Below are 21,367 nucleotides of genomic sequence, written 5' to 3'. Positions count from 1 at the left end.
TTTTTAAGGCTGAGAATGTGTATTAATTTACCTAAAACTAAGAAAAGTTTTTGATGCAAAAAAGCTAGTAGTGTGGCAACTTTCAGAAAGTTTTGTAACTTTCCGAAAGTTAGCAGAGAGAAGCATTTCAAACAAATTTTATTTATAAGCCCTAATTTACTTTCATGCGGGAAGCCCTATTTAAAAAGCATAACCTCGACAAATGGCAGGAATTTGAGGAAGACGCTCTCAATGTGAATCCTGATATACTTTCTGAAAGATTTATTGCATTGACAGACGATCTTGCTTATGCTCGTACTTTCTATCCAGATTCCCCTACTACAAAGTATTTGAATGGTTTAACATCAAGTCTTTTTAGTAAAATCTATGCGAATAAACGTGAAAAAGCGAATCGGTTTTTTACTTTCTGGAAAATAGAACTGCCTTTTTTGTTTTATCAATCTCAGAAACAGTTACTGTTTTCATTCATCATTTTCACAATTTCGGCTTTGATTGGTGCCGTTTCAGTAGCTTATGATGATTCATTTGCCCGTTTAATTTTAGGAAATGAATACGTAGAAATGACTTTAGAAAATGTAGAAAAAGGTGACCCATTAGCAGTTTATGGAAATCAGGATGAAATCTCTATGTTTTTTCTTATTACTATCAATAATATCAGGGTTTCATTCATCACCTTTGTCATGGGGATTTTTTTCTCGGTCGGCACTGGATATTTTTTAGTTTTCAATGGAATCATGGTGGGTGTTTTTCAATACTTTTGTTATCAACATGGTTTTTTAGAGACTTCTTTGCTAACAATTTGGCTTCATGGAACACTTGAAATTTCATCCATCGTTATTGCAGGTTGTGCAGGTTTGGTAATGGGGAATAGCTTATTGTTTCCCAAAACTTTTACCCGACTTGAATCTTTTAAAAAAGGAGCAAAACAAGGCTTAAAGATTATCATTGGCTTAGTTCCTTTGTTTATTACTGCTGGTTTTATCGAAAGTTTTCTTACTCGTAAACATCTTTCTCTGATACCAAGTATGATGATTATTTTGCCATCGGCACTGTTTATCATCTGGTATTTTGTAGTTTATCCTATACAATTAAACCGTTTTTCTAATGAAAAATTCATCAAAAATAGTCTTTGAACAAGAACGTGATTTCAGTGATAAAATCAATGTCACTTTCAATTTTGTGACTGCCAATTTTAAACCTTTGTGTTTGTCGTTACTGTACTTAACTGGCCCATTGGTACTGATTGGCGGTATTTTTAGTGGTTTGGTACAAATTGCTGCCTTGGAAGTTGGAGGACTTGCCCAAGGACAAAGCCCAGAAGGTACAAATCCAGCTGAGATTTTCGGGGAAATTATTGGTAAAAATACGGCATACTTATTATCGGCAAATTACTTTTTTGCCTTGCTATTTATCTTTCTAGCAACAATTATGGTTTCGGCTACGGTTTATGCTTTTTTCATTGAGTATCAAGAATCGGAAGAGCCAACAAACATTACTGTTTCAATGGTTTGGGAGCGAGTAAAAGGTTTATTTTTACCAGTTCTTGCCAGTATTTTGAGTGTTACCATTGCATTATTGATTATTGTTTTAGCTTTTGTTCTCTTTATAAGTTTAATTAGTTCTGGTGCGGGTTCTGGTGTTGGGGCAAATTTGTCCATTTTCTTGACGGGAATGCTCTGTTTTGTAACGATTTTATATTTAGGAGTTATTTTTATTTTAAATACTCCGATTGTAGCTTTTGAAGGACTTGGCACTTGGGAAGCTTTCGGCAGAGCCAATCATTTGATTCAGCAAAAATGGTGGTCAACTTTTGGTTTGATGGTAATTTTTGCCATTATCAATTACTTTCTTTCTTTGATTTTTTCAGCACCATCTATCATTATTACTTTTCTGAAAATTTTTAAAGTAGGTGCTGGCGGTACAGGAAATCTTCCTATTATTATTTCAACGATTTTTGCTACCATCGGGCGTGTATTAATTTCCTCATTAACTTATGTGGCATTAAGTTTTCAATACTTTAATTTGGTAGAAAGAAGAGATGGAAACTCTTTAAAATCTCAAATTTCAGACATTGGTCAGAAGAAAACATTTGAAAATGAAGATGAAGAATATTAGATTGTATTATCTCACTTCTATAAATTTAATATTACTTACCGCTTTGCTTGGTACAGATACTTTGGCAGATTCGACAAAAGTAATTGTCAGAAAACCAAGCGAAAGTCAGATGAGTACTTTCAAAAAACTGAAAGATTATCAATACGGAACAGAACAAGTAAATTACGTAGATACTTGGTGGAGACGTTTTCTTCGTGAACTTTTTGATTGGTTTTCAGAAAGATTTTCAGGCGTTGGTAACCCAGATATGTGGAAAACCTTTGCTTACTTTTTTGTAGCGGTCGTCATTGTTTTTATTATTTTGAAATTGATGGGTGTTGATTTCGATGGACTTTTCAAGAAGAAATCTAAGTACAATATTCCTTATCAAACCATTCAAGAAAATATTCATCAAATAGATTTTAACGATGCCATCGCAGAAGCCGTACTTCAAAAAAATTATCGTCTAGCCGTAAGGTTATATTATTTAAAAGCATTGAAAGAATTGAACGATGCAGGTCTGATTCATTGGCAAATCAATAAAACCAATCAGTCTTACGTTTATGAATTACAATCATCAAAACTTAATACCAGTTTCAACCAAGTAACACGCCAATTTGAATATACTTGGTATGGTGATTTCCCGATTGATGAAGCACATTTTATCGAAATCCGTGATTCATTTTTAACATTCAGTAATCAAATTAATTAATACGATTCATAATCTAAATCGTACATCAAAATATGAAATATCTAGGTTCAGTTACTTTCTTTTCAATGTTAGTATTTATTGCATTTTCATCCTTCAAACCTTCTTCAAAAACTAATAATATTCACGATGAAGGCGATGATTATGATACACTCGACTATTACACAATGAGTGTTTCAGGCATTAAATTAGCGAGTAATTATGGTGTAATTTTAGACAAATTAGGTTCGCCAGATTCAGTAACAAAAGAGGAAACCCAAGATGCGCAGCTATCAAATCATTTCGAAATGTACTTCTATGGAAAAGATACTTTCTTTGTGATGGATGAAACCGTAAGTGGTTTTGATTTGAAAACTCCAAAGTTTAAAATCGATAATTTAGATTTAAAAGTTGGCGATGCGATGGCGAAAGTAAAAAAGCGTTTTCCAAAATCATATAAAGTTCGTGATGTGGATAACTCTGTTGAAGATTGGATTACAACCATAAGTATAAGATTCGGAACAAGTGATTCTTTTCTTGAAATTACTGTTCAAAACGATAAAATCATTAGCCTAACAACCATCACCGATGATGGTAGCGATTCAGAAGAGTAAGCATGAAAAAACACCGTTTGTATCTTCTAATCCTTTTTTCAACCGTTCTTGGCTTCGTTTTGGTAGAAATCTACAAACCAAAACCCATCGATTGGACTCAGACTTATTCAAGTAAGGACAAAATTCCTTATGGTTGCGAACTATTGTATAAACTGCTTCCACAAGTATTTAGAAATCAGCAAATATCAGATAGTAAAGTACCGATTTACCACAAAAAAGCAGCTTGGAAAAACCGAAAGAGTAATTATATCTATGTTTATCAGTACTTCAGGGCAGATTCCATCAACCTCAAAAAGTTGTTAGCGTATGTCGGTGCTGGAAATAATGCTTTTATCGCTGCCGAAGATTTTTACGGACTAAACGATACACTACATTTTGAAACGGCTTATCTTCGGAAATTCACCAAAGATTCTGTTAATATCAGTTTAGAAAATCCAGCCCTCAAGCCCAATAAGCCTTATCTTTATCATCATCAATCAATAGGAAGTTACTTTTCACTTGATTTACCAAAGGATAGTTTGAAGAAAGTAATTATCAAAACGAATGCTGAAATTTTGGGCAAAAACTACGATGGTAAACCCAATTTTATCAAAATAAATTTTGGCAAAGGTTCTTTTTACTTGAGTACAACTCCTAAAGCTTTTTCAAACTTTTATTTGGTGAAAGATAATAATGCAGATTATGCGTTCAAGGCACTTTCATACTTACCCGAAAACCAAGTTTTTTGGGATGAATATGTAAGCATCGTTGGCTTTGGAAAAAAGGACAGAAGTATTTTGAAAGCTAAAAATGCAAAAGGTGAAGACGACGATATTGATACTTCTCCCTTCAAGTTTATTGTAAGTCAGCCAGCTTTGAAATGTGCTTATTTTATTACTTTAGCATCGCTATTTATTTACTTGATTTTTGAAGGAAAACGGAAACAAAGAATTATTCCAATCATCGAAACACCACAAAATACTTCATTAGCTTTCGTAGAAACAATTGGTGCTTTGTATTATAATCAGAAAGACCATCAAGCTATTTCAGTAAAGAAAATTACCTACTTGTTGGCGTATATCAGGAACAAATTCCACCTAAAAACAACCGTAATCGACCAAGAGTTTAGAGATGATTTAAGTAGAAAAACTAATTTAACTATCGCTGAAATTAACGAACTTTTTGATTATGTTGAAAATATCCAAGCCAGTGAAAAAGTAACAGAAAAAGACTTAATCAAATTGAATAAATACATTGAAGATTTTTATCAAAAGACCTGATTAAGAATTATGAGTTGTGAATTATGAGTGATGAATTGTGAGCTGTCTAGCACTAGGGTTTAAAATAGTGATATATCATCCTTTAAATCACACAATAACGTCGAATATTTTATAGATTCAAATAAGTCATTGTATTTGAACATTTAAAAAGGATTTTCAAAATATTACAAATAATACACATAATACACAATTGAGAAACAATGGAATTTGAATCAAGAATAGACCTAAGCGATTTACAAGAAGCTGTAGCAAATATCCGAGCAGAAATCGGAAAAATCATCATTGGTCAGCAAAATACAATTGATTTATTACTTACTGCCATTTTTGCAGATGGTCATGTTTTGTTAGAAGGAGTTCCAGGCGTAGCTAAAACACTTACGGCAAAATTGTTGGCAAAAACCATTTCTACGGATTTTAGTCGTATTCAATTTACACCTGATATGATGCCTTCTGATGTGTTGGGAACAGCCATTTTTAATCCTAAAACAGCAGAATTTGACTTCAAAAAAGGCCCAATTTTTTCAAATATTGTCTTGATTGATGAAATAAATCGCTCTCCAGCCAAAACGCAAGCCGCATTGTTTGAAGTAATGGAAGAACGACAAATCACCAATTCTGGAACTACTTATCCGATGTCATTCCCATTTTTGGTAATGGCAACCCAAAACCCGATTGAACAAGAAGGAACATATCGTTTGCCAGAAGCCCAACTCGACCGCTTTCTTTTTAAAATCATCATTAAGTATCCATCTTATCAGGAAGAAGTACAAATTCTTCAAGGAAATCACGGGCGTTCTAGTGCTGAATCAAGTAATCCAGTTGAATTAGTAAACAGAATTTTGACACCTTTACAACTCAGTACTTTAAGAGAAAAAGTACGCCAGTCGATTGTTGATATTAAGATTTTGGAGTACATCGCCAAGATTATTCATGAAACACGTAATTCAAAATTCATTTATTTAGGTGCTTCGCCAAGAGCATCCGTGGCTTTGTTGAATGCTTCAAAAGCTTTAGCAGCGATTCGTGGGAGAGATTTTGTAACGCCACAGGATGTACAAGAACTTACGCCATCAGTACTTCGTCATAGAATAATTCTGACACCAGAAAAAGAAATGGAAGGCTCAACGCCAGAAGATGTAATTGCTCAGATTTTACAAAAAATAGAAGTGCCGAGATAATTAGTTGTGATTGAGTGAATTGTGAATGAGTGATTTTAAATTTTGCAAATAAATATTCCCCATTTTTAAAGCTTGAGGGTGAGTAATATATTCACTCACCTCAAGTCTTAAAACCAGAGAATCCTAAAATCTCAAAAAGAAAAGTCTTGCGTCTTGTCTCTTAAATCTAAAGTCTTAAAATCCTAAAATCTAAAAAGAAAGTTCTTGCGTCTTGTCTCTTGAATCTAAAGTCTTTATATCCTAAAATCTAAAAAAAAATTCTTGTTTCTTGTCTCTTGACTCTAAAGTCTTAAAATCCTAAAATCTAAAAAGAAAATTCTTGCGTCTTGTCTCTTGAGTCTAAAGTCTTAAAATCCTAAAGTCTCAAATCTTAAAAGTCTTCAAAATAAAAAAATACAATTTATCAGTTTTCGTCATACCTTTGTCCTACAATCACAAAAAGGGGTGCCTTAATATAACGGGCTGAGATTATACCCACTGAACCTGATGCGGGTAATTCCGTCGAAGGGATTTTGTAAATTTGGTTTAGCGTTTAGATTACGTAAACAGATTTAAAATCAATCAATTACATAGGGTTTCACATTGTTAAATCTAACGGGATTTGACTCCTTTGCCTGTTGTTAATCTTTTCAAAAATGAAAAATTTAACGACTAATCTGAGAAAACTGTTTAATCAAACAGCGATTCTCAAACATTTCGTTGCCATGATTCTTTCTTCAAAGAATCAACATTTTGCTATTTTAAAGTATTCAAATCTATTCGTTTTGGTACTTTTTCTCTCCACAAAATCATACGCTCAATATACTATTTCAGGGAAAATACTTGATGCCGAAAGTAACAAACCTTTGGCTGGTGCAAACGTTGTGTTAGTGAATGCTGTAAGAGGAACACAAAGTAATGCACAAGGTTTTTTCACACTCAAAAATGTAAAAAAAGGTACTTATACCTTGAAAGTAAGTTATGTTGGTTATGAGAAAAATATACAAGTGATTGATTTACAAAAAGATGTCACTTTTGATTTTAAACTTAACAAATCTACTTTTGCGGCAGATGAAGTAGTGGTGAATGGAACCAGAGCCAATGCAAAATCAGCCATTGCTTTTACGGATGTTTCTAAAGAAGATATTCAGAAACAAAATCTTGGACAAGATATTCCGCAATTGTTAAACTTTACGCCTTCGTTAGTTTCTACTTCCGATGCTGGTGCTGGTGTAGGTTATACAGGTGTTAGAATCAGAGGAACAGATGCTACCAGAATCAATGTAACCATCAATGGTATTCCTGTGAACGATGCAGAATCTCAAGGTACTTTTTGGGTCAATACGCCTGATTTGGCTAGTTCGGTCAGTTCAATTCAAGTACAACGTGGCGTGGGGACTTCTACCAACGGTGCGGGTGCTTTTGGGGCATCTATCAATATTTCTACTAACGAATTCAGAAAACAGGCTTATGCCGAAATAAACTCCGCTTATGGCTCATTCAATACTTTAAAGAATACTATTTTGGTTGGTTCTGGTTTGGTAAATGATAAATTTACTTTTGATGCTCGTTTGTCGAAAGTTACTTCTGATGGTTATGTTGACAGAGCTAGTGCTGATTTAAAATCATTTTACCTTTCGGGAGCTTACTTCGGAAAAAAATCCTTTGTTCGTTTGAATGTATTCTCTGGAAAAGAAAAAACATATCAAGCTTGGGAAGGTGTATCAGAAGCAACTTTGCCGATAAATCGTACATTCAATTTATATACTTATCCAAATCAAACAGATAATTATCAGCAAGACCATTATCAATTGCTTTCTTCACATACGTTATCAAATGCTTGGACATTCAACTTGAATTTCCATTATACTTATGGTCGTGGTTATTACGAACAATTTAAGGAACAAGATAAGTTTTCAAAATACGGCCTGCCAAATGTGATTTTAGGAACAGATACAGTAAAAAAAACAGATTTAGTTCGTAGAAAATGGTTGGATAATGATTTTTATGGAACAACTTTCTCTTTTGATTATCAAGGAAGTAAAAAGTTAAAAGCTAATATCGGCGGTGGATTAAATCAATATGAGGGTCGTCATTATGGGGAAATCATTTGGGCACAATATGCTTCTACTTCAAAATTAGGAGACAGATATTATAACGGAACGGCACAGAAAACAGATTTCAATATTTACGGAAAAGTATTCTGTCAACTTTCTAAAAAAGTAAATGCTTTTGCGGATTTACAAGTAAGAACTGTAAATTATGAAATTAAAGGAACGGATGATAACCTTTTGAACATCGGACAAAAAGTAGATTATCAATTCTTTAATCCTAAGTTTGGAGTGAGTTATCAAATAGCGTCTAATGCTTCAGCTTATGCTTCATACAGCGTCGGCAACAAAGAACCAAACCGTTCTGACTTTGTTGATAATGTTGGTGCAACGCCTAAATCTGAAAAGTTGAACGATTTTGAAGCAGGTTATAAAGTTCAAAAAGGAAAAGCGGCTTTTGCTTTGAACGGTTACTTTATGAATTACAATAACCAATTGGTTTTAACTGGAAAATTGAATGATGTTGGCTCTCCAATTCGTGTGAACGTGCCAGAAAGTTATCGTTTAGGATTAGAAGTAGAAGCTGGCATTCAAGTAAACAAAACCTTGAAGATTAATGCAAACGCTACTTTGTCGGAGAACAAAATCAAGAACTTCACGGAATCAATCTACAATTACGATAACGAAACACAAGTAGCTTTGCCAACGCTTAGTAAAACAGATATTGCTTTTTCTCCGAATGTAATTGTTGGTTCACAAATTTTATTTACACCTGCTAAAGGTTTAGAATTGGGCTTATTGTCTAAATACGTTGGCAAACAATACTTGGACAATACTGCTAACGAAAACCGTAAATTGGATGCTTACTTTACCAATGATTTCCGTGCGATTTATACGATAAAAGGCAAAACTTTGAGAGAAGTAAATTTCACTTTCTTGGTAAATAACCTTTTTAACACTTTATACGAATCAAACGGTTATACTTATTCTTACATTTCAGAAGGAACAGTTTATACAGAAAACTTCTACTATCCACAAGCTGGAACCAATGTAATGGCTGGGATCAGTTTGAAGTTTTAAGTAAAGGTTTTAAAATGAAAAGGCTAGTTACTCATCTTGAAGTAACTAGCCTTTTTGTTTGAAATACTTCTATTCTCTTACTTCCCCATTAATCTTCAACTTGGTATTAGGTAATAATTTTCTAATTCTTTGTACTTCTTTCGCAGAAATTTGCCCTTTTAATTCAAGATTTTCGATTGAAATTTTGGCTAATTCATCTGGAATACGAACTGTTTTGATGAACGATAAATGTAAATTATCTATTTTCTGTAAAGAGTAAATATCGTTTGGAATGGTTTCAATATTGCTAATTGATAAATCATCGATTGTTTCTTGATACCTAAATGCTGACTTTTTCGGGTCGAAAGTATTTTTATTATTGATTGCCCAAGCGATTTCTGGTTTTAAAGTATAGTCATTTTTGTTTTGCGACAAACCTACAAAACCAGCCCAAAACTCCATTTTATAACTTTTTTTGTTTCTTTTATCTTCTAAAACAAATGGTACTTTCACCAATTCAGAAGCCAAATCGTTGATTGCTAAAATGGGCTTTAAATCTGTCTTTTTACCTTCTTTGGTATAAGGGAAAAACTTAACAATCCATCCGTCAATCGTTGTGGGCGAACCATACTTTTTCTCAGTATGTGCTTTTACCATATTCATCCAGAAATCTTTCTTGAAATTGCCTTTTTTAGTTTCAATAATTTCCTGTAAAACAGGCTCAAGCTCTGAAGTCCACCAAGTTAAATTGTATTTGGAAATATATTTTGTTTTGTCGAGTACCTTTTGCCAATCTTCAACCGTTCCTTCAATTGTAATTTTTGGTAGCCCACAACCAATCATAATCACTTTATAATTGAAGTATTCTTTAACGGTTTCCATCACTGTAATTTCACTTACAATTCTGCTTGTTGGCGTAGTTGTACTAAAATCGGAAGTGAGTACTGCTGTCAATTTGTTGCCAATATAATCACTAATTTGATGCTTAAATTGTGGAAAAAGTGCTTCCCAATTACTGTTAGGATTACCAAGTTGAATATCGTTTGAAACAATATTCAAGGTCTTTTTGTCTTTAAAACCAACAAGTTCTTTTCTGAATGTTTCTGAATTATTCGAAATATGTCTAGCAAAACCTTGGCTAATCAGCAACCACATAATATCTGGCGAAATCGTAAAAGGGCGATGCTCTTTATAAGCCATTAGAATACCTGTTAAGAAAGGATGTTCTCCGAAAGTAACAAGGCTGTCAGGAAGTTGAGAGTTTTTTTCAATATCTGCTTTTAAGAATTTAAAAACATTATTGGAAGGTGTTTGATAAAGAAATTTCTCAGGTTTCAAGAGTGTCTCAATTTCAAAAGTACTGGAATTTTGGCAGAAAGAAGCAAAGCTCGTTAAAGCCAACATGGAGGTGATGATTGTTTTCATGTGTTAAATATGATAGAGTTATATAAAATCAGGATGAGTGAAACTTAAATAAGTAATAGATTTTCAAAATATTATCTAAAGTATTACATTTCTTTTTAAATACAAAACTCAAATTTATCTATTTAACCATAAAGGTATAAAAACAAAAAAGGGTAACGAAAGTTACCCTTTTTCAACTAAAAATTCTTGAAAAACCTTAGTTCGTTTTTAATAATTCTACTTCAAAAATCAAAGTAGCTCCGCCCGGAATGTCTCTACCTGCTCCACGTTCGCCATAAGCTAAATGATGTGGTAAATAGAATTTATATTTACTTCCTGTTGGCATTAATTGTAAACCTTCTGTCCAGCCTGTAATTACTTGGTTCAAGCCAAAGCTGATTGGTTCGTTACGCAAAACACTACTGTCAAATACTTTACCGTCGATAGTTGTACCGTGATAATGTGTTAATACTTTACTTCTTGAACCACTTGGTTTTGGACCATCGCCTTCAACTAATACTTCGTATTGTAAACCACTTGGCGTTTCAATAACTTCTGGTCTTTTTTTATTTTCTGCCAAAAAAGCTTCTCCTTTGGCAATTTCGTTCGCTAAAATTTCACGCATTTGTGCTTGTCGAGTATCTGCAAAACTCATTTTTTGATTGTTTAATGTAAATGATAGTAGCCTAAAGCCTTTTACTTATTTTGTTTGAAACATTTTTTAAATCTTGTTTGGTTCAAAATAGTTAATTGTGATTGAGTGAATTGTGAATGAGTGATTGTTTTTCTTCAATCTTAGTGGGGAAAATTTATCCAATAATTTTCCCCTTAGATTTGTTTTAATTAGCCGATGACCGAAAGCTGAAAACCGAAAGCTTTACTCCACCACCGCAATACCTCCGCCTGAATAACTTCTGTACTCTCCACGATACATGGCATCTGCTGAAACTGGTCCCATTTGGAATTTCCCTTTTGAAACTGCTCTTACCAAATAATAGAAGGTTTGAGTTTTATCCGAAACATTGGTGAAGAAATTAATTCTATCGTCTCGAATGTCAAAATGCTCTGGCGTACTTTGGTCTTTTATCCATACTAAATCTCTATCAGCATTCAATCTTGGGTTTTCAATTTCCAAACCTGCTGGAAGCATATCCGTAACCACTACGTTATCCACATTCAAACCATTCGATGTGGATAAAGTGATTTTTACCACAATTAACTGATTTTGTTTGAATTTAGCTTCGCCCAAAGGTTGTCCAGAACGAGTATAGAATTGCTTACGCACTCTCAAAATATTATCCGTTTCTTCGTATTTACCCGAAGCACTCAGACCTTCTGCTTGAGCGAAGTAATACAAAGTACCTTTTCCTTGCGTGCGAATCTGGGACTGATTAGCGACATTTTTTACTAATAAATCTTTTGCCGTAAAATTACCTACCACTTTTCCGTTGGCAATCAACGAAGCAGTAATGTTGCTTACGTTGGCTTTTTTCGCCAATTTACCCAAAGCTAAAAAGGCAAAAGATTGCTCTTGCGTCGTTAGCCAACGTTCTTGCTTGAGTACTGTGGAAAGTTGTCTTGCCAAAGTCGGAATTTGAATATTATTCGGGTCGGTATCAATCAAAGTATTTAATACCAAAGCCTGATTTCTAATAGGCGAGCTGAAACTTCCACCAGATTGCTTTTCAGTTTGTTCAAAAGCATAACTTTTCGGTAAAATGGCTGAGTAACTTCTTACATCGCCAATCAAACTATAAGCTGCCGCTAATAAATACTTTTCGTCGGTTGTTAAAATATTCGGATTGGCTTTGTAATAATTCATTACCGAACGGTTGGGTTTGCCCGCCAAAGCCAAAACGTACAAACTATAAATGGTTTCTCGGCTTGCAATTACTTTAGTCGTAAAGCCACTTCCTTGATAATAATATTCGTTTTCGGTCTTTTTCGTGTTAGATTGATTGCTGAGGTACTCAATCAATTTGCCCAAAGTGGTATTATTTACTTCAAAATCATTTTTCTGAGCTTCCAACAAAAAGTGCGTTGCAAAAGCAGAACCCCACCAAGATTCACGCTCGCCACCTTGCCAGTACGACATTCCTCCACTTGGTAATTGCATCGTTTCTAATTTACGAATGGCAGTTTCTACATTAAAGCGTGGATTCAACTGATTGTTGCCTGTTTTCATATAAGGCTTTTTGCCCGACTGAATTTGTTTTACTAAATCGGCAAAGTACAATTGTGGAAAAGCCGAAGCCGTAGTTTGTTCTACGCAACCATAAGGATAATCTAACAAACTTTGGAACTGATTGGTAAACTGCACCATTGGCGATTTACTCAAGGTAATTTCAGAACTAATACTGTTTGGTAAATAATCATGTACCAAATTTACCGTAGCCGTTCCGCCGCCATTTACTTGTCCAGCAACAGCCGTTTTGAGTAAAGAAGTACTTGGACGAATGGTTAAATCAATCTTTTCAGTAAACTTCTCTTTCAAACCATTTACTGTAACGTTTACTACGGCATTGCCCGTCATTGCTCCTGCTTTTACAGAGAAGTAAGTTCTACCTTCTTTTTCTGCTGGAATTACCAAATTTTGCGTTCTTTGTCCCGTAACCGTCAGTCCGCCCGATAAAGTAATATTGGCACTTACCGAAGCATTTTGTTTGGTAGTATTGGTGATGTTTACGGGTACTTGTATTTCATCATTAGGCGAAACAAATCTTGGCAAAGCAGTACTTACCACCAATGGGTCGGCAACTTTCATGTTTTTGGTAGCCGAGCCAAATGCTTCGTCTTTGTAGCCAACCGCCATGATGCGTAAATCGCCAGAAAACTGTGGAATATCGACTTCAAAAGTAGTTTCTCCACCAAAACCAGTTTTCACAATGCCCGACCAAATCGCTACTAATTTTACTCTGCCGTTGATTAATGGATTGACTCTTTTTTCCAAATCATAACCATCACCACCTACCGACGAACTCCCTGAAATAGATAATTCTGGGAAAAGGAAAGGATATAAATCAAAGCTATTTACTTCTAAAGCCTGTTTTTGGTAAAAATGATTGTAAGGGTCGGGCGTTTTGAAATTTTTCAATTGCAAAATGCCTTCGTCCACTACCGCAATCGTTACTTCTGTATTGGCTTTGGTTTTAATCGTTATTTTTTGTTTGGTTTTTGAACGAGATTTTTCAACCGCCACAATTTCAATCGGTAATTGATTATCAACATCTTCCACCATCACAGGAGCGTAACCATGTGCCACCGTCAGCGGCAAATTTGAATCATCCAAAGGACGAATCAGCGTAGCCGAAACATACACATTGGGCAAATGTTCTTTCCGAATTGGGAAACTCAATTCTGCCGATTTTTTGTCAGTTTCAATCACAAAATTTTCTAACACGTGATTTCGCTCAACCGTCACAATCAGTTTTCCAGCAAAAGGCGTTTTGAAAAGTACTTTGGCTTTGTCGCCTACATTGTACTTTTCTTTATCAAATTCCATTTCTACTTGTCCTTCGTTGTTTACTTCAAAAGAACTGTTTTGTGTACTGCCAAAACCATAAGCATAAAAACTTTGTGCCGTCCAAGATTTCGCTCCTTCGCTGTGTACTCTTACTTCGTATTCTCCCGAAACTGGCGGAGCGTAAGCCACAGTAGTTTTACCATTATCAAACGATAAAGCTCTTGAATACACGACTTTCGTCTGTTTTTTTGAAGAGTATTTTAAAGTATTATCTGAATTTTTCTGAATAACAGTCTGATATTCAAAACGGACAATTTCTACTTTGCCTTTCGCAGTCGTTAGTTTTCCATCTTTATTTACCACCACCAAAGGAATCTGAACGGGAACGTTGGTACTTATGTATGTATCGGGCATTCCGATTCCGTAAAAAACACTTTGTGTAAAAATGTCTAACTTCTTGAGTCTGTTCACTGGGCGACCCGTTTCATCAAAAACAGTCACAAAAGTTTTGGATTCCAGTACGCCCATATTGCTGTAAGTAGCAGGAATTTGGAAGTTTTCTTTGAACATTCCGTTGGCATCTGTTACACCTTCACGAGCTATGTCTTCAAAATTGGTATTGTCTTGAATGTCAAAAATATAGTTTTTGAAATCTTTTGCTTCAAAGCGTTTACGTTTTAGTTTAAACTGCATTTCGTAATTTCTATCAGCAGCAGGCGGCCCAAATAAATTTAAAGCTGTAGCTGAAATTTGTACAGTTTCGCCATTTCGGTAAAATTCTTTGCCCGATTTTACTTCTACTTTAATTCTGTCGGGCATAAATTCCTCAATCGCAATATTTCTGGAAGCCAACAAAACATCGTTGGCATTCAGTACTTCCAATACGTAAGTTCCCGTAATGGCAGAAGTATTGGTTGGAATAGATAAAGCCACTGCCCCTTGTGCATTGGTTTCTTTTCTAAAGCTTTTAAATTCTCGTCCATTTGGTAATAAAAGACGAATTTTCACAGGAATTTCTCCAACCGATTCCCAGTTTTGTTTACGGATGATTGTATTGGTGTTGATGGTTTCTCCCGGACGATAAATATCTCGGTCGCCGTAAACGAAAGCCTCAAAACCAGAAGTATTATCTCGTTTGCCTTCTACATCAAAACGAGAGGTTTCTACTTGCGAGCCATCCATCAATAAGTAATTGAAATCGTCGGGCGTATGAGCAGAAATCATCGCTACTTTAAAGCCAGAAGCTTTTAAATCTTTGAAAGTAACAATGCCTTTTGAATCTGTTTTTGCCGTTTGAATGGTTTGATTATTACTTGAAACCAAACGGATTTCTACATCTCGTAAGGGTTCTGCTGTTTTGATAGAATTAGCAAAAACCACTACTTCATTTTCAGAAGTTTTCATGATTAAACCAATGTCTGAGATACTTACCAGTTTGGTCGCACTGTTGTAATACTCATCGTTTGAATTCAAACTGACTAAATAAATGCCTTTGATATTATTTTGTTCGGGCAAAGATAAATTCAAGGCACGCACGCCTTTTGTTTTGGCAAGGTTAGACGTTTCTACAGTTTTATTTACAATCACATCCGAATATTGCCCCGATTCATCTGTATCGTACATAAACGAACCTGCTTTGTATTCGCCTGTTTCTTCGTTGTAGTCGTTATAATCCTGATAACGCCCATTCTTCATAAAATGCAAAATGTTGTTTTCATACACTTTGGCGATTCTTACATTTACTTTGGGTGTATTAACGATATTGACAGCAATATTTTTACTTCCTTTCGACGACAAGTAAATGGCTTTTTTATTCACAAAACCAATCGAAGCAGGCATTTGTCCGAAGTACAAATCTTTCACGTATTCATCTGACAAATTTGCTCCGAGTACTCCTTTAATATTTTTATTGATTGTCAGAATATAATTATCACTTTCATTGAAATCTCCACGAATAATAAACCCATTCTCAATCGTTTCTACTTTCGTTGTGAGTGTTGGATTATTCTTTTCTGGCGTTACAGATACGGTTTTTGTTTCGATGGGATTTCCCGTAGAATCGTACTCTACAACGGCTTCTTCAACGGTTTCTTGCTGTTTTTCGCCACCATCGCTCGTTACTGAGTACATTTCTTGCAAACGTTCTGCCGACACACTTTGGTTGGTAATTACTTTTATAAAACCTTGGTTATTCTCGAAACCATGCTGAACGTCAATAATTTCTAAGGTTTTAATATCGGGTAAAGTCGTTTCTAAACTCAATTCTTCTGAAGTTTCAAAAGTAGAATTGGGCATTGAAAGTCCTTTTTCAATGGTTATTTTAAAAGATTTTCCGCTGGCATTACTTTGATTTTTCAGCTTTACCAACACATTCGACAAAGCACCCGATTGCGTAATTTGAAAATCCTGTGGCTTGCCGTCTTCGTCGGTCACAACCAATACTTTGGCTAACTCTTGTGGATTGACGGGATAATTGAAATTCACTTTCAACATCGCCGAAGCCTGCCCGTCTTCTCTTGATTTTGTCCAAAACGCTTCTACATTTTCTGCTTTCAAATAAGGCGTATGAAACTTGATTTTATCCACATCCAAGCCTAAATCTTTTTCAGCTTTTGTCAAAATACTTTTTAACACTGTTGCTGAGTAATCGGTAGCAGGTTCAAAACCCACAGCAGGCGAAAATACTAATTCGTTGGTGGCAGTCCACTTAAATTTACCTTCTACTTTTGGCGAAAATTCAATCAGAGGTTCAGACGACCAAGTATTCAAATCTGATTCTTTGACCAAATCCTTGTTGAAAGTAAACACAAGGTTCTGAGTAAGCTGAACCTCATCTTCAAAATTCATATTTCGGATAGAAACATCCCCAAATTTTGAACAAGAAAACAACAAAAAGAAAGAAATGAGCAGGAAGTAGAGACCCGATTTAGGGCGAGAGAAAGAGGTTTTCATAGAGCTTTGAGTCGATTTTGGAAATCGAAAAACAGAATACAATGGGTTTATTAAAAACTGCTGAGAAGTTCAGAAAACTTTGATTGATTTTCAATTTTTTAGGCATAAATCTTTCTATAAAATTAGTAAACGGTCAATTGTAGCGAGAATTAGGGTAAAATTTTGAAAGAAGGTTTTTTATTCGCATTTATTTAACTATTTACTAGAGCCAAACAATTGATGGTCAAATAATTATTGGAACTTTAAATTTGCGGTTTTCTTCACTTTTATACGGGAAATTGCGTGAGAAAGATAGGCGAACCTATCTCGGAGATAGGATGTTCCATCTTTTTCACGCAAAAAACCGCAAAAATGATAGGTCAAGCTATCTTGGAGATAGCACGTTCTATCAAAAAGATGGAATGACCTATCTCGGAGATGGGTTATTGGTTCTTTTCGATAGGTTTGGCTATAAAAAAGATAGATTGGTGGGTTTTCTTCTTCCCGTGGCTGGTTTCCTAACCAGTCCACTCCATTCCTTCATTGCATCATTTTGCCCCAACAGATTTTAGTCGTTTGGAAACTCGACCTACGGATAAATCCTAAAAACCAAAAAGAGACTACTCCTTTCGGAATAATCTCTTTGGATATGTTAAATATTTTAAAGGTTAAACGATGGGATGTTTTATAGTGTTAGTTTACTTTCCAAGTAGGTACTTTTGCTTTTTTAGCAATTCTGTATGAATAACCTAAACTGATTGAATAATCGGCAAAAGCGGCATCGCCTTGTACATGAACGTATTTTGTTGGATCAGTAATTTTTGAATTTTGTAAGTTTTGGTCTGCAATATCAGCAGCACTTTGAATACGATTTTTGATAAAGTTATAAGGCACAAACAAACTAAAAGTATGTTGTCCTTTACGGTAAGTAACACCTGGTTCAACGGCTACTACATAACCCGGACGACGATAGGCTACTTGTCCACCGAAGACGTCATAAGCAGGAATTCCTTCAAATCTACCTGCTAATGAGAACGCTAGATTTTGGTGTTTACCAACGGCTGTTGTAAGCCCTGCACGAGCGAAGTATTGGTCTGGCGAAGCATAAATATTATAGCCATCTAAACCCGCTTTGGGTGCTGATTTGAAAGAACCATTTGATTCACGTGGATTAAACAAATAATAAGCATTGGCAAAACCATAGATATTTCTGTGCAATTGTCTGAATCCTTGAAATTCAATAGAAAAACCAACACCACCATCACCCGGTTGAATGGCTTGATCCATCACTACATTTTTCTTTGTTCCATCTGTTTGCAGTGCATCATCAGTAGCAGTATAACTACCCGTTGCTAATTTGATACCCGCACCAATCATGATATTTCCTTTGTGTGCATTTTCTGGTTTAATTAACCAATAATTTGCTCCAAAACGAACATCCCCTAAACCTCCAGCACTTACACTATAACGAGTTAATTTCTTCGTAGCAGCATCAGCAGTTAAAGTAAGTGTTTGTGAACGTTCGGTTTCAAGAAAAGGAACAGTTGCATTCAACTGTAATCTGCTTGAAAGTCCGTAAGAAACATTTATGTCAACAGCATGTTGGTAAATATTAACGGCATTGCCTAATGTTTGCCGTTGCGGTTGTTCTTCAGTACCCACAAAATGACGCCAAGAGTGAAAGTAACGGTAGTTTGCTCCTACTTGAAATTCACCTTTTGAGAGGTTATAAGAAGATGAAGCCGACATCGCATTGATTCCGCCCATCTGACGAACAGCAACACAACCTTGTGCCTTAGCTTGTTCGTTGGCGAACAAAACAATAGCGGCAAGTGTCAAAGATTGTAAAGTTTTTTTCATAGAGATTGTTTTTAGATATTTAAAAGAGAAGAATTTTCTATTTCTTTGTGAATATTGAATTGTGAAATACGAAAACTCACAATTCAACATTCCCAATTCATCACTCACTAATTGCCACCATCAGCTTTACCACGAGCTACAGCGAAATCACCGATTTTCTTGCCACAAGCTAAACCTACTTCGCTATCAAAACGATAGTGAATTGCTCCATAAATTCTTGATTCAGAAGCTTCTTTTGCCATTGCATCTAAACTAGTTTGTTGGCTAGGAAAGATATAGGAAAGTACAGAAACCGCAGCTGCCGAAAATGTTGCGTGACCAGAGGTAAAACTTGGGAAATTCGGTGTTCCTGTCGCAGTTTTGATACTTGGGTCAACTTGGTTGGGTCTTGGATAAAAATAGTAGTATTTGGTATCCCAACAACAAACACCCGCATCATGAATAGCAGTATTCATCAATGCCAAAGCTCTTGCTGTTCTGATTTCAGACATACTTGCCTCTCTGATTAAATCCATTGCAATCTGATTCCAGTGTCCTGGAGGTGTTGAAGTACCCAAGCCATCTGCCCAGAATTGTACAATCGACCATTGTTTACGAGTAATATTGTTTGCGTAATGTTTTACTTCTGCTAAATCTTTTTTGAAAGCTTCAGAATCTAATGCAGGAGGAGCAGCAGGACGAATGGCATCACGAGTAGCTTTATCGAAGTTCCAAGTTTTTACTTCTCCAAATTTCATTAACATTCCCGGACGAGCAGGAATATCAAGACTTTTCCAAGCAGTTTTTAATCCTCTTGCCATAGCAGATTCAGCCATTTGTGCTTGAATAGTAAGGTTTCCTCCCGCCGAACCTGTTCCGTCAGCTTTTGCATAAGCAATGATTTTATCAGCAACGGCTTTTCCTAAAACATCTGCGGCATCAACATCACTTTGTACATTTTTACCTGCCCAAATGCCTACTTTACGACCTTCTTCATAACGGTTATCAATCAATTGCGTTGGATAACTTCCTGGAAATAAAAACTTCAATACTCTACTTGAAGCAGCTGCAATAACAGCATCTTCAGAAGGATAATCTGGTAAATCATCTGTATTTGTTTTTCTGTTGTACTTGTACTTATAAGCCCAAGTTGCAACCAAAGCATCGTATTGAGCCACACTAATTAAAGCATAAGCTCTTGAAGCATAAGGAGGATTGGCAAAAGGGAAATAAGGTAAAGTATCAGGTTTAGCTGAATTCGGTGCTGAATAAGTACCGTTTTCGTTTGGTTCTGGAGCAAGGTTGTATCTAGCGATAAGTTCACGAGCAATTTCGTTCCAACGACCTACGGCACCAACTTGCCAGTATGTTAATGCACTTTTTTGTTCAGCAGTTAAATTTGAAGCTACTTTCTGTGCTTCTGCTAATTCAGCTTTGTATTCAGCAGAACTTGTTTCTTTCGGTGCTGGAATAGCATAGTCGGTTGCTACACCAAAATACATTTTCCAAGTACCAGCGTTGGGCTCATTACTTGTTGGGACTAATGGGCGAAGTGATGTTCTTTCAACTTCTTTTGAACAAGATAATGCAAAAAGACTAATAAAAAATATAGATAAAATTCTTGATTTCATGATGCTATGGGGATAATTGTCAGAATGAAATGGCTAACGAAAGGCTATTTCTTTTTCTTAAAATTCAAAATGTATTGTAATTGAGCGCCATAAGAAGCCTCCACTTTGCCGACGTTTCTACCCGCAATTACATGCGAGAAATGTCCGTTTACAGAAAAGTTCTCAATCGGAGTGTGCCAAGTAACAAAAACACCAACACGAGTCCAGTCCATTTTATTAGCAGGTAAAGGCATATCGTAACGGCGAATATCTGTTCCGCTTGTTGCAGTAATATTGTCGATAAAAGCCTCAGCCAATACTGCTTTTTTATTTACACCAATTCTTAAAGAAGTACTTACTTGGTCAGGTACAGCCATTTCGTGGCTATATTCTATTTCATTACCAGTATAGTAATTAGTTCTGTCAACGTTAGTTTTGCTTCTAGCAATGTAACCGCCTTGTGCCGTTACATGAATACCATAAGGCAATAATTGATGTACAATCAATCTAGCAGAAGCTGTTTTAGAATGTAATCCGATTGAGAAAGGCAAGAAGTCAGGCACATAATCAGTAACTGGAACAGAAGCACCGATTACTCCGAATAATTGCATTTTGCCATAAGAAAAGAAATTATACTTTGCGGCAATACTTAAATCTTGAACTCCTTGCAAGCCTGTCATCGTTCCAGCCGAAGCTTCGTTTTTGATATACGGCAAAACGGCAAAAACATTTAGTTTTTGAGTAACACCATAAGCTGCCATGAACGAAGCCATTTGTGTAGAAAGCGTACCTATATTAGGATTATTACGAAGTCTTTCGCCTTCCCAGTATTGATTCCAAGATTCTTTATCGTAATTAAGTACTAAACACAGCTCATTTTTTGACATCATCAAGCCGTCTTGAGTTGTTTGTGCCAAACTCATCTTAGTGAAAAATAGTAAGTAGCAGGTACAAGTAAACGTTAGTAAATGTTTCTTCATTTTGTAATGATTAAGTTCTTTAAAATTGGAAGTTGTTCCAAAATTATGGAATACAAAAAACATTTCCAAACAAACGGAATAAATATTGAGAATAAATGATTTTATCAAAAAAGTATAAATAAAAATACACTTATTACTAGTATTGAATAGTACAGTAGGTTTTTCGTTAACTTTCTAAAGTAATATAAGAAAGATATTCCTTCAATTCAAAACTATAA

13 protein-coding genes and 1 riboswitch are annotated in these 21,367 nt (G+C 35.4%); of the genes, 7 read left to right on the top strand and 6 right to left on the bottom strand.

Annotated features, from left to right (window positions below):
- The first annotated feature begins 164 nt into the window (after positions 1-164).
- From HNP25_RS01605 to HNP25_RS01575, 7 genes are all read left to right on the top strand, one after another.
- A complete protein-coding gene (locus tag HNP25_RS01605) occupies positions 165-1,133 on the top strand; it encodes a stage II sporulation protein M (RefSeq protein ID WP_184129246.1) in 969 nt (322 codons plus the stop codon).
- Positions 1,105-2,115, top strand: a complete 1,011-nt coding sequence (locus HNP25_RS01600) for a hypothetical protein (RefSeq protein ID WP_184129244.1) — start codon at positions 1,105-1,107, stop codon at positions 2,113-2,115. Before HNP25_RS01605 ends, HNP25_RS01600 begins: the two co-directional genes overlap by 29 nt.
- Positions 2,102-2,806, top strand: a complete 705-nt coding sequence (locus HNP25_RS01595) for a DUF4129 domain-containing protein (RefSeq protein ID WP_184129242.1) — start codon at positions 2,102-2,104, stop codon at positions 2,804-2,806. The genes HNP25_RS01600 and HNP25_RS01595 overlap by 14 nt, the downstream gene beginning before the upstream one ends.
- 32 nt (positions 2,807-2,838) lie before the next feature.
- Entirely contained in the window at positions 2,839-3,396 is a 558-nt protein-coding gene (locus HNP25_RS01590; RefSeq protein WP_184129240.1) for a hypothetical protein, read from the top strand.
- A 2-nt stretch (positions 3,397-3,398) separates the two neighbouring features.
- Positions 3,399-4,655, top strand: a complete 1,257-nt coding sequence (locus HNP25_RS01585) for a DUF4350 domain-containing protein (RefSeq protein ID WP_184129237.1) — start codon at positions 3,399-3,401, stop codon at positions 4,653-4,655.
- A gap of 200 nt (positions 4,656-4,855) precedes the next feature.
- Positions 4,856-5,833, top strand: a complete 978-nt coding sequence (locus HNP25_RS01580; protein ID WP_184129234.1) for an AAA family ATPase — start codon at positions 4,856-4,858, stop codon at positions 5,831-5,833.
- Positions 5,834-6,263: 430 nt separating this feature from the next.
- A riboswitch (TPP riboswitch) is annotated at positions 6,264-6,360 on the top strand.
- A gap of 177 nt (positions 6,361-6,537) precedes the next feature.
- Complete coding sequence (locus HNP25_RS01575) at positions 6,538-8,943, top strand: TonB-dependent receptor (RefSeq protein WP_184129887.1); 2,406 nt, start codon at positions 6,538-6,540, stop codon at positions 8,941-8,943.
- A 69-nt stretch (positions 8,944-9,012) separates the two neighbouring features.
- Here the strand turns inward: HNP25_RS01575 and HNP25_RS01570 are convergent, their stop codons facing one another.
- The 6 genes from HNP25_RS01570 to HNP25_RS01545 all read right to left on the bottom strand — a co-directional run bounded on the left by HNP25_RS01570 (position 9,013) and on the right by HNP25_RS01545 (position 21,086).
- Positions 9,013-10,347: a DUF4419 domain-containing protein gene (locus tag HNP25_RS01570; protein ID WP_184129231.1), complete on the bottom strand. Its 1,335-nt coding sequence runs from the start codon at positions 10,345-10,347 to the stop codon at positions 9,013-9,015.
- A 196-nt stretch (positions 10,348-10,543) separates the two neighbouring features.
- Positions 10,544-10,981: an FKBP-type peptidyl-prolyl cis-trans isomerase gene (locus tag HNP25_RS01565; RefSeq protein WP_184129228.1), complete on the bottom strand. Its 438-nt coding sequence runs from the start codon at positions 10,979-10,981 to the stop codon at positions 10,544-10,546.
- Positions 10,982-11,203: 222 nt separating this feature from the next.
- On the bottom strand, positions 11,204-16,741 hold the full coding sequence (locus HNP25_RS01560) for an alpha-2-macroglobulin family protein (RefSeq protein WP_229202756.1): 5,538 nt from the start codon (positions 16,739-16,741) through the stop codon (positions 11,204-11,206).
- Between the two features lie 672 nt (positions 16,742-17,413).
- The gene (locus HNP25_RS01555; RefSeq protein ID WP_184129225.1) at positions 17,414-18,580 is read right to left on the bottom strand and encodes a hypothetical protein; all 1,167 of its coding nucleotides are present in this window, start codon (positions 18,578-18,580) and stop codon (positions 17,414-17,416) included.
- A gap of 107 nt (positions 18,581-18,687) precedes the next feature.
- Positions 18,688-20,190, bottom strand: a complete 1,503-nt coding sequence (locus HNP25_RS01550; RefSeq protein ID WP_184129222.1) for a vanadium-dependent haloperoxidase — start codon at positions 20,188-20,190, stop codon at positions 18,688-18,690.
- Positions 20,191-20,234: 44 nt separating this feature from the next.
- Positions 20,235-21,086 (bottom strand): transporter, encoded by an 852-nt coding sequence (locus HNP25_RS01545; RefSeq protein ID WP_221432364.1) that lies wholly within the window; start codon positions 21,084-21,086, stop codon positions 20,235-20,237.
- Between the last annotated feature and the right edge of the window lie 281 nt (positions 21,087-21,367).

This window comes from Arcicella rosea, assembly GCF_014204325.1.
In the GTDB taxonomy this organism is placed as follows: Bacteria; Bacteroidota; Bacteroidia; order Cytophagales; family Spirosomataceae; genus Arcicella; species Arcicella rosea_A.
Note: the sequence above shows the minus strand (reverse complement) of the source record. Positions and strands in the feature narration are given on the sequence as shown.

Bases quoted from the DNA above. Each gene is read 5' to 3' on its own strand.
- HNP25_RS01605 (WP_184129246.1), top strand. From the start codon at position 165: ATGCGGGAAGCCCTATTTAAAAAGCATAACCTCGACAAATGGCAGGAA.
- HNP25_RS01600 (WP_184129244.1), top strand. From the start codon at position 1,105: ATGAAAAATTCATCAAAAATAGTCTTTGAACAAGAACGTGATTTCAGT.
- HNP25_RS01595 (WP_184129242.1), top strand. From the start codon at position 2,102: ATGAAGAATATTAGATTGTATTATCTCACTTCTATAAATTTAATATTA.
- HNP25_RS01590 (WP_184129240.1), top strand. From the start codon at position 2,839: ATGAAATATCTAGGTTCAGTTACTTTCTTTTCAATGTTAGTATTTATT.
- HNP25_RS01585 (WP_184129237.1), top strand. From the start codon at position 3,399: ATGAAAAAACACCGTTTGTATCTTCTAATCCTTTTTTCAACCGTTCTT.
- HNP25_RS01580 (WP_184129234.1), top strand. From the start codon at position 4,856: ATGGAATTTGAATCAAGAATAGACCTAAGCGATTTACAAGAAGCTGTA.
- HNP25_RS01575 (WP_184129887.1), top strand. From the start codon at position 6,538: ATGATTCTTTCTTCAAAGAATCAACATTTTGCTATTTTAAAGTATTCA.
- HNP25_RS01570 (WP_184129231.1), bottom strand. From the start codon at position 10,347: ATGAAAACAATCATCACCTCCATGTTGGCTTTAACGAGCTTTGCTTCT.
- HNP25_RS01565 (WP_184129228.1), bottom strand. From the start codon at position 10,981: ATGAGTTTTGCAGATACTCGACAAGCACAAATGCGTGAAATTTTAGCG.
- HNP25_RS01560 (WP_229202756.1), bottom strand. From the start codon at position 16,741: ATGAAAACCTCTTTCTCTCGCCCTAAATCGGGTCTCTACTTCCTGCTC.
- HNP25_RS01555 (WP_184129225.1), bottom strand. From the start codon at position 18,580: ATGAAAAAAACTTTACAATCTTTGACACTTGCCGCTATTGTTTTGTTC.
- HNP25_RS01550 (WP_184129222.1), bottom strand. From the start codon at position 20,190: ATGAAATCAAGAATTTTATCTATATTTTTTATTAGTCTTTTTGCATTA.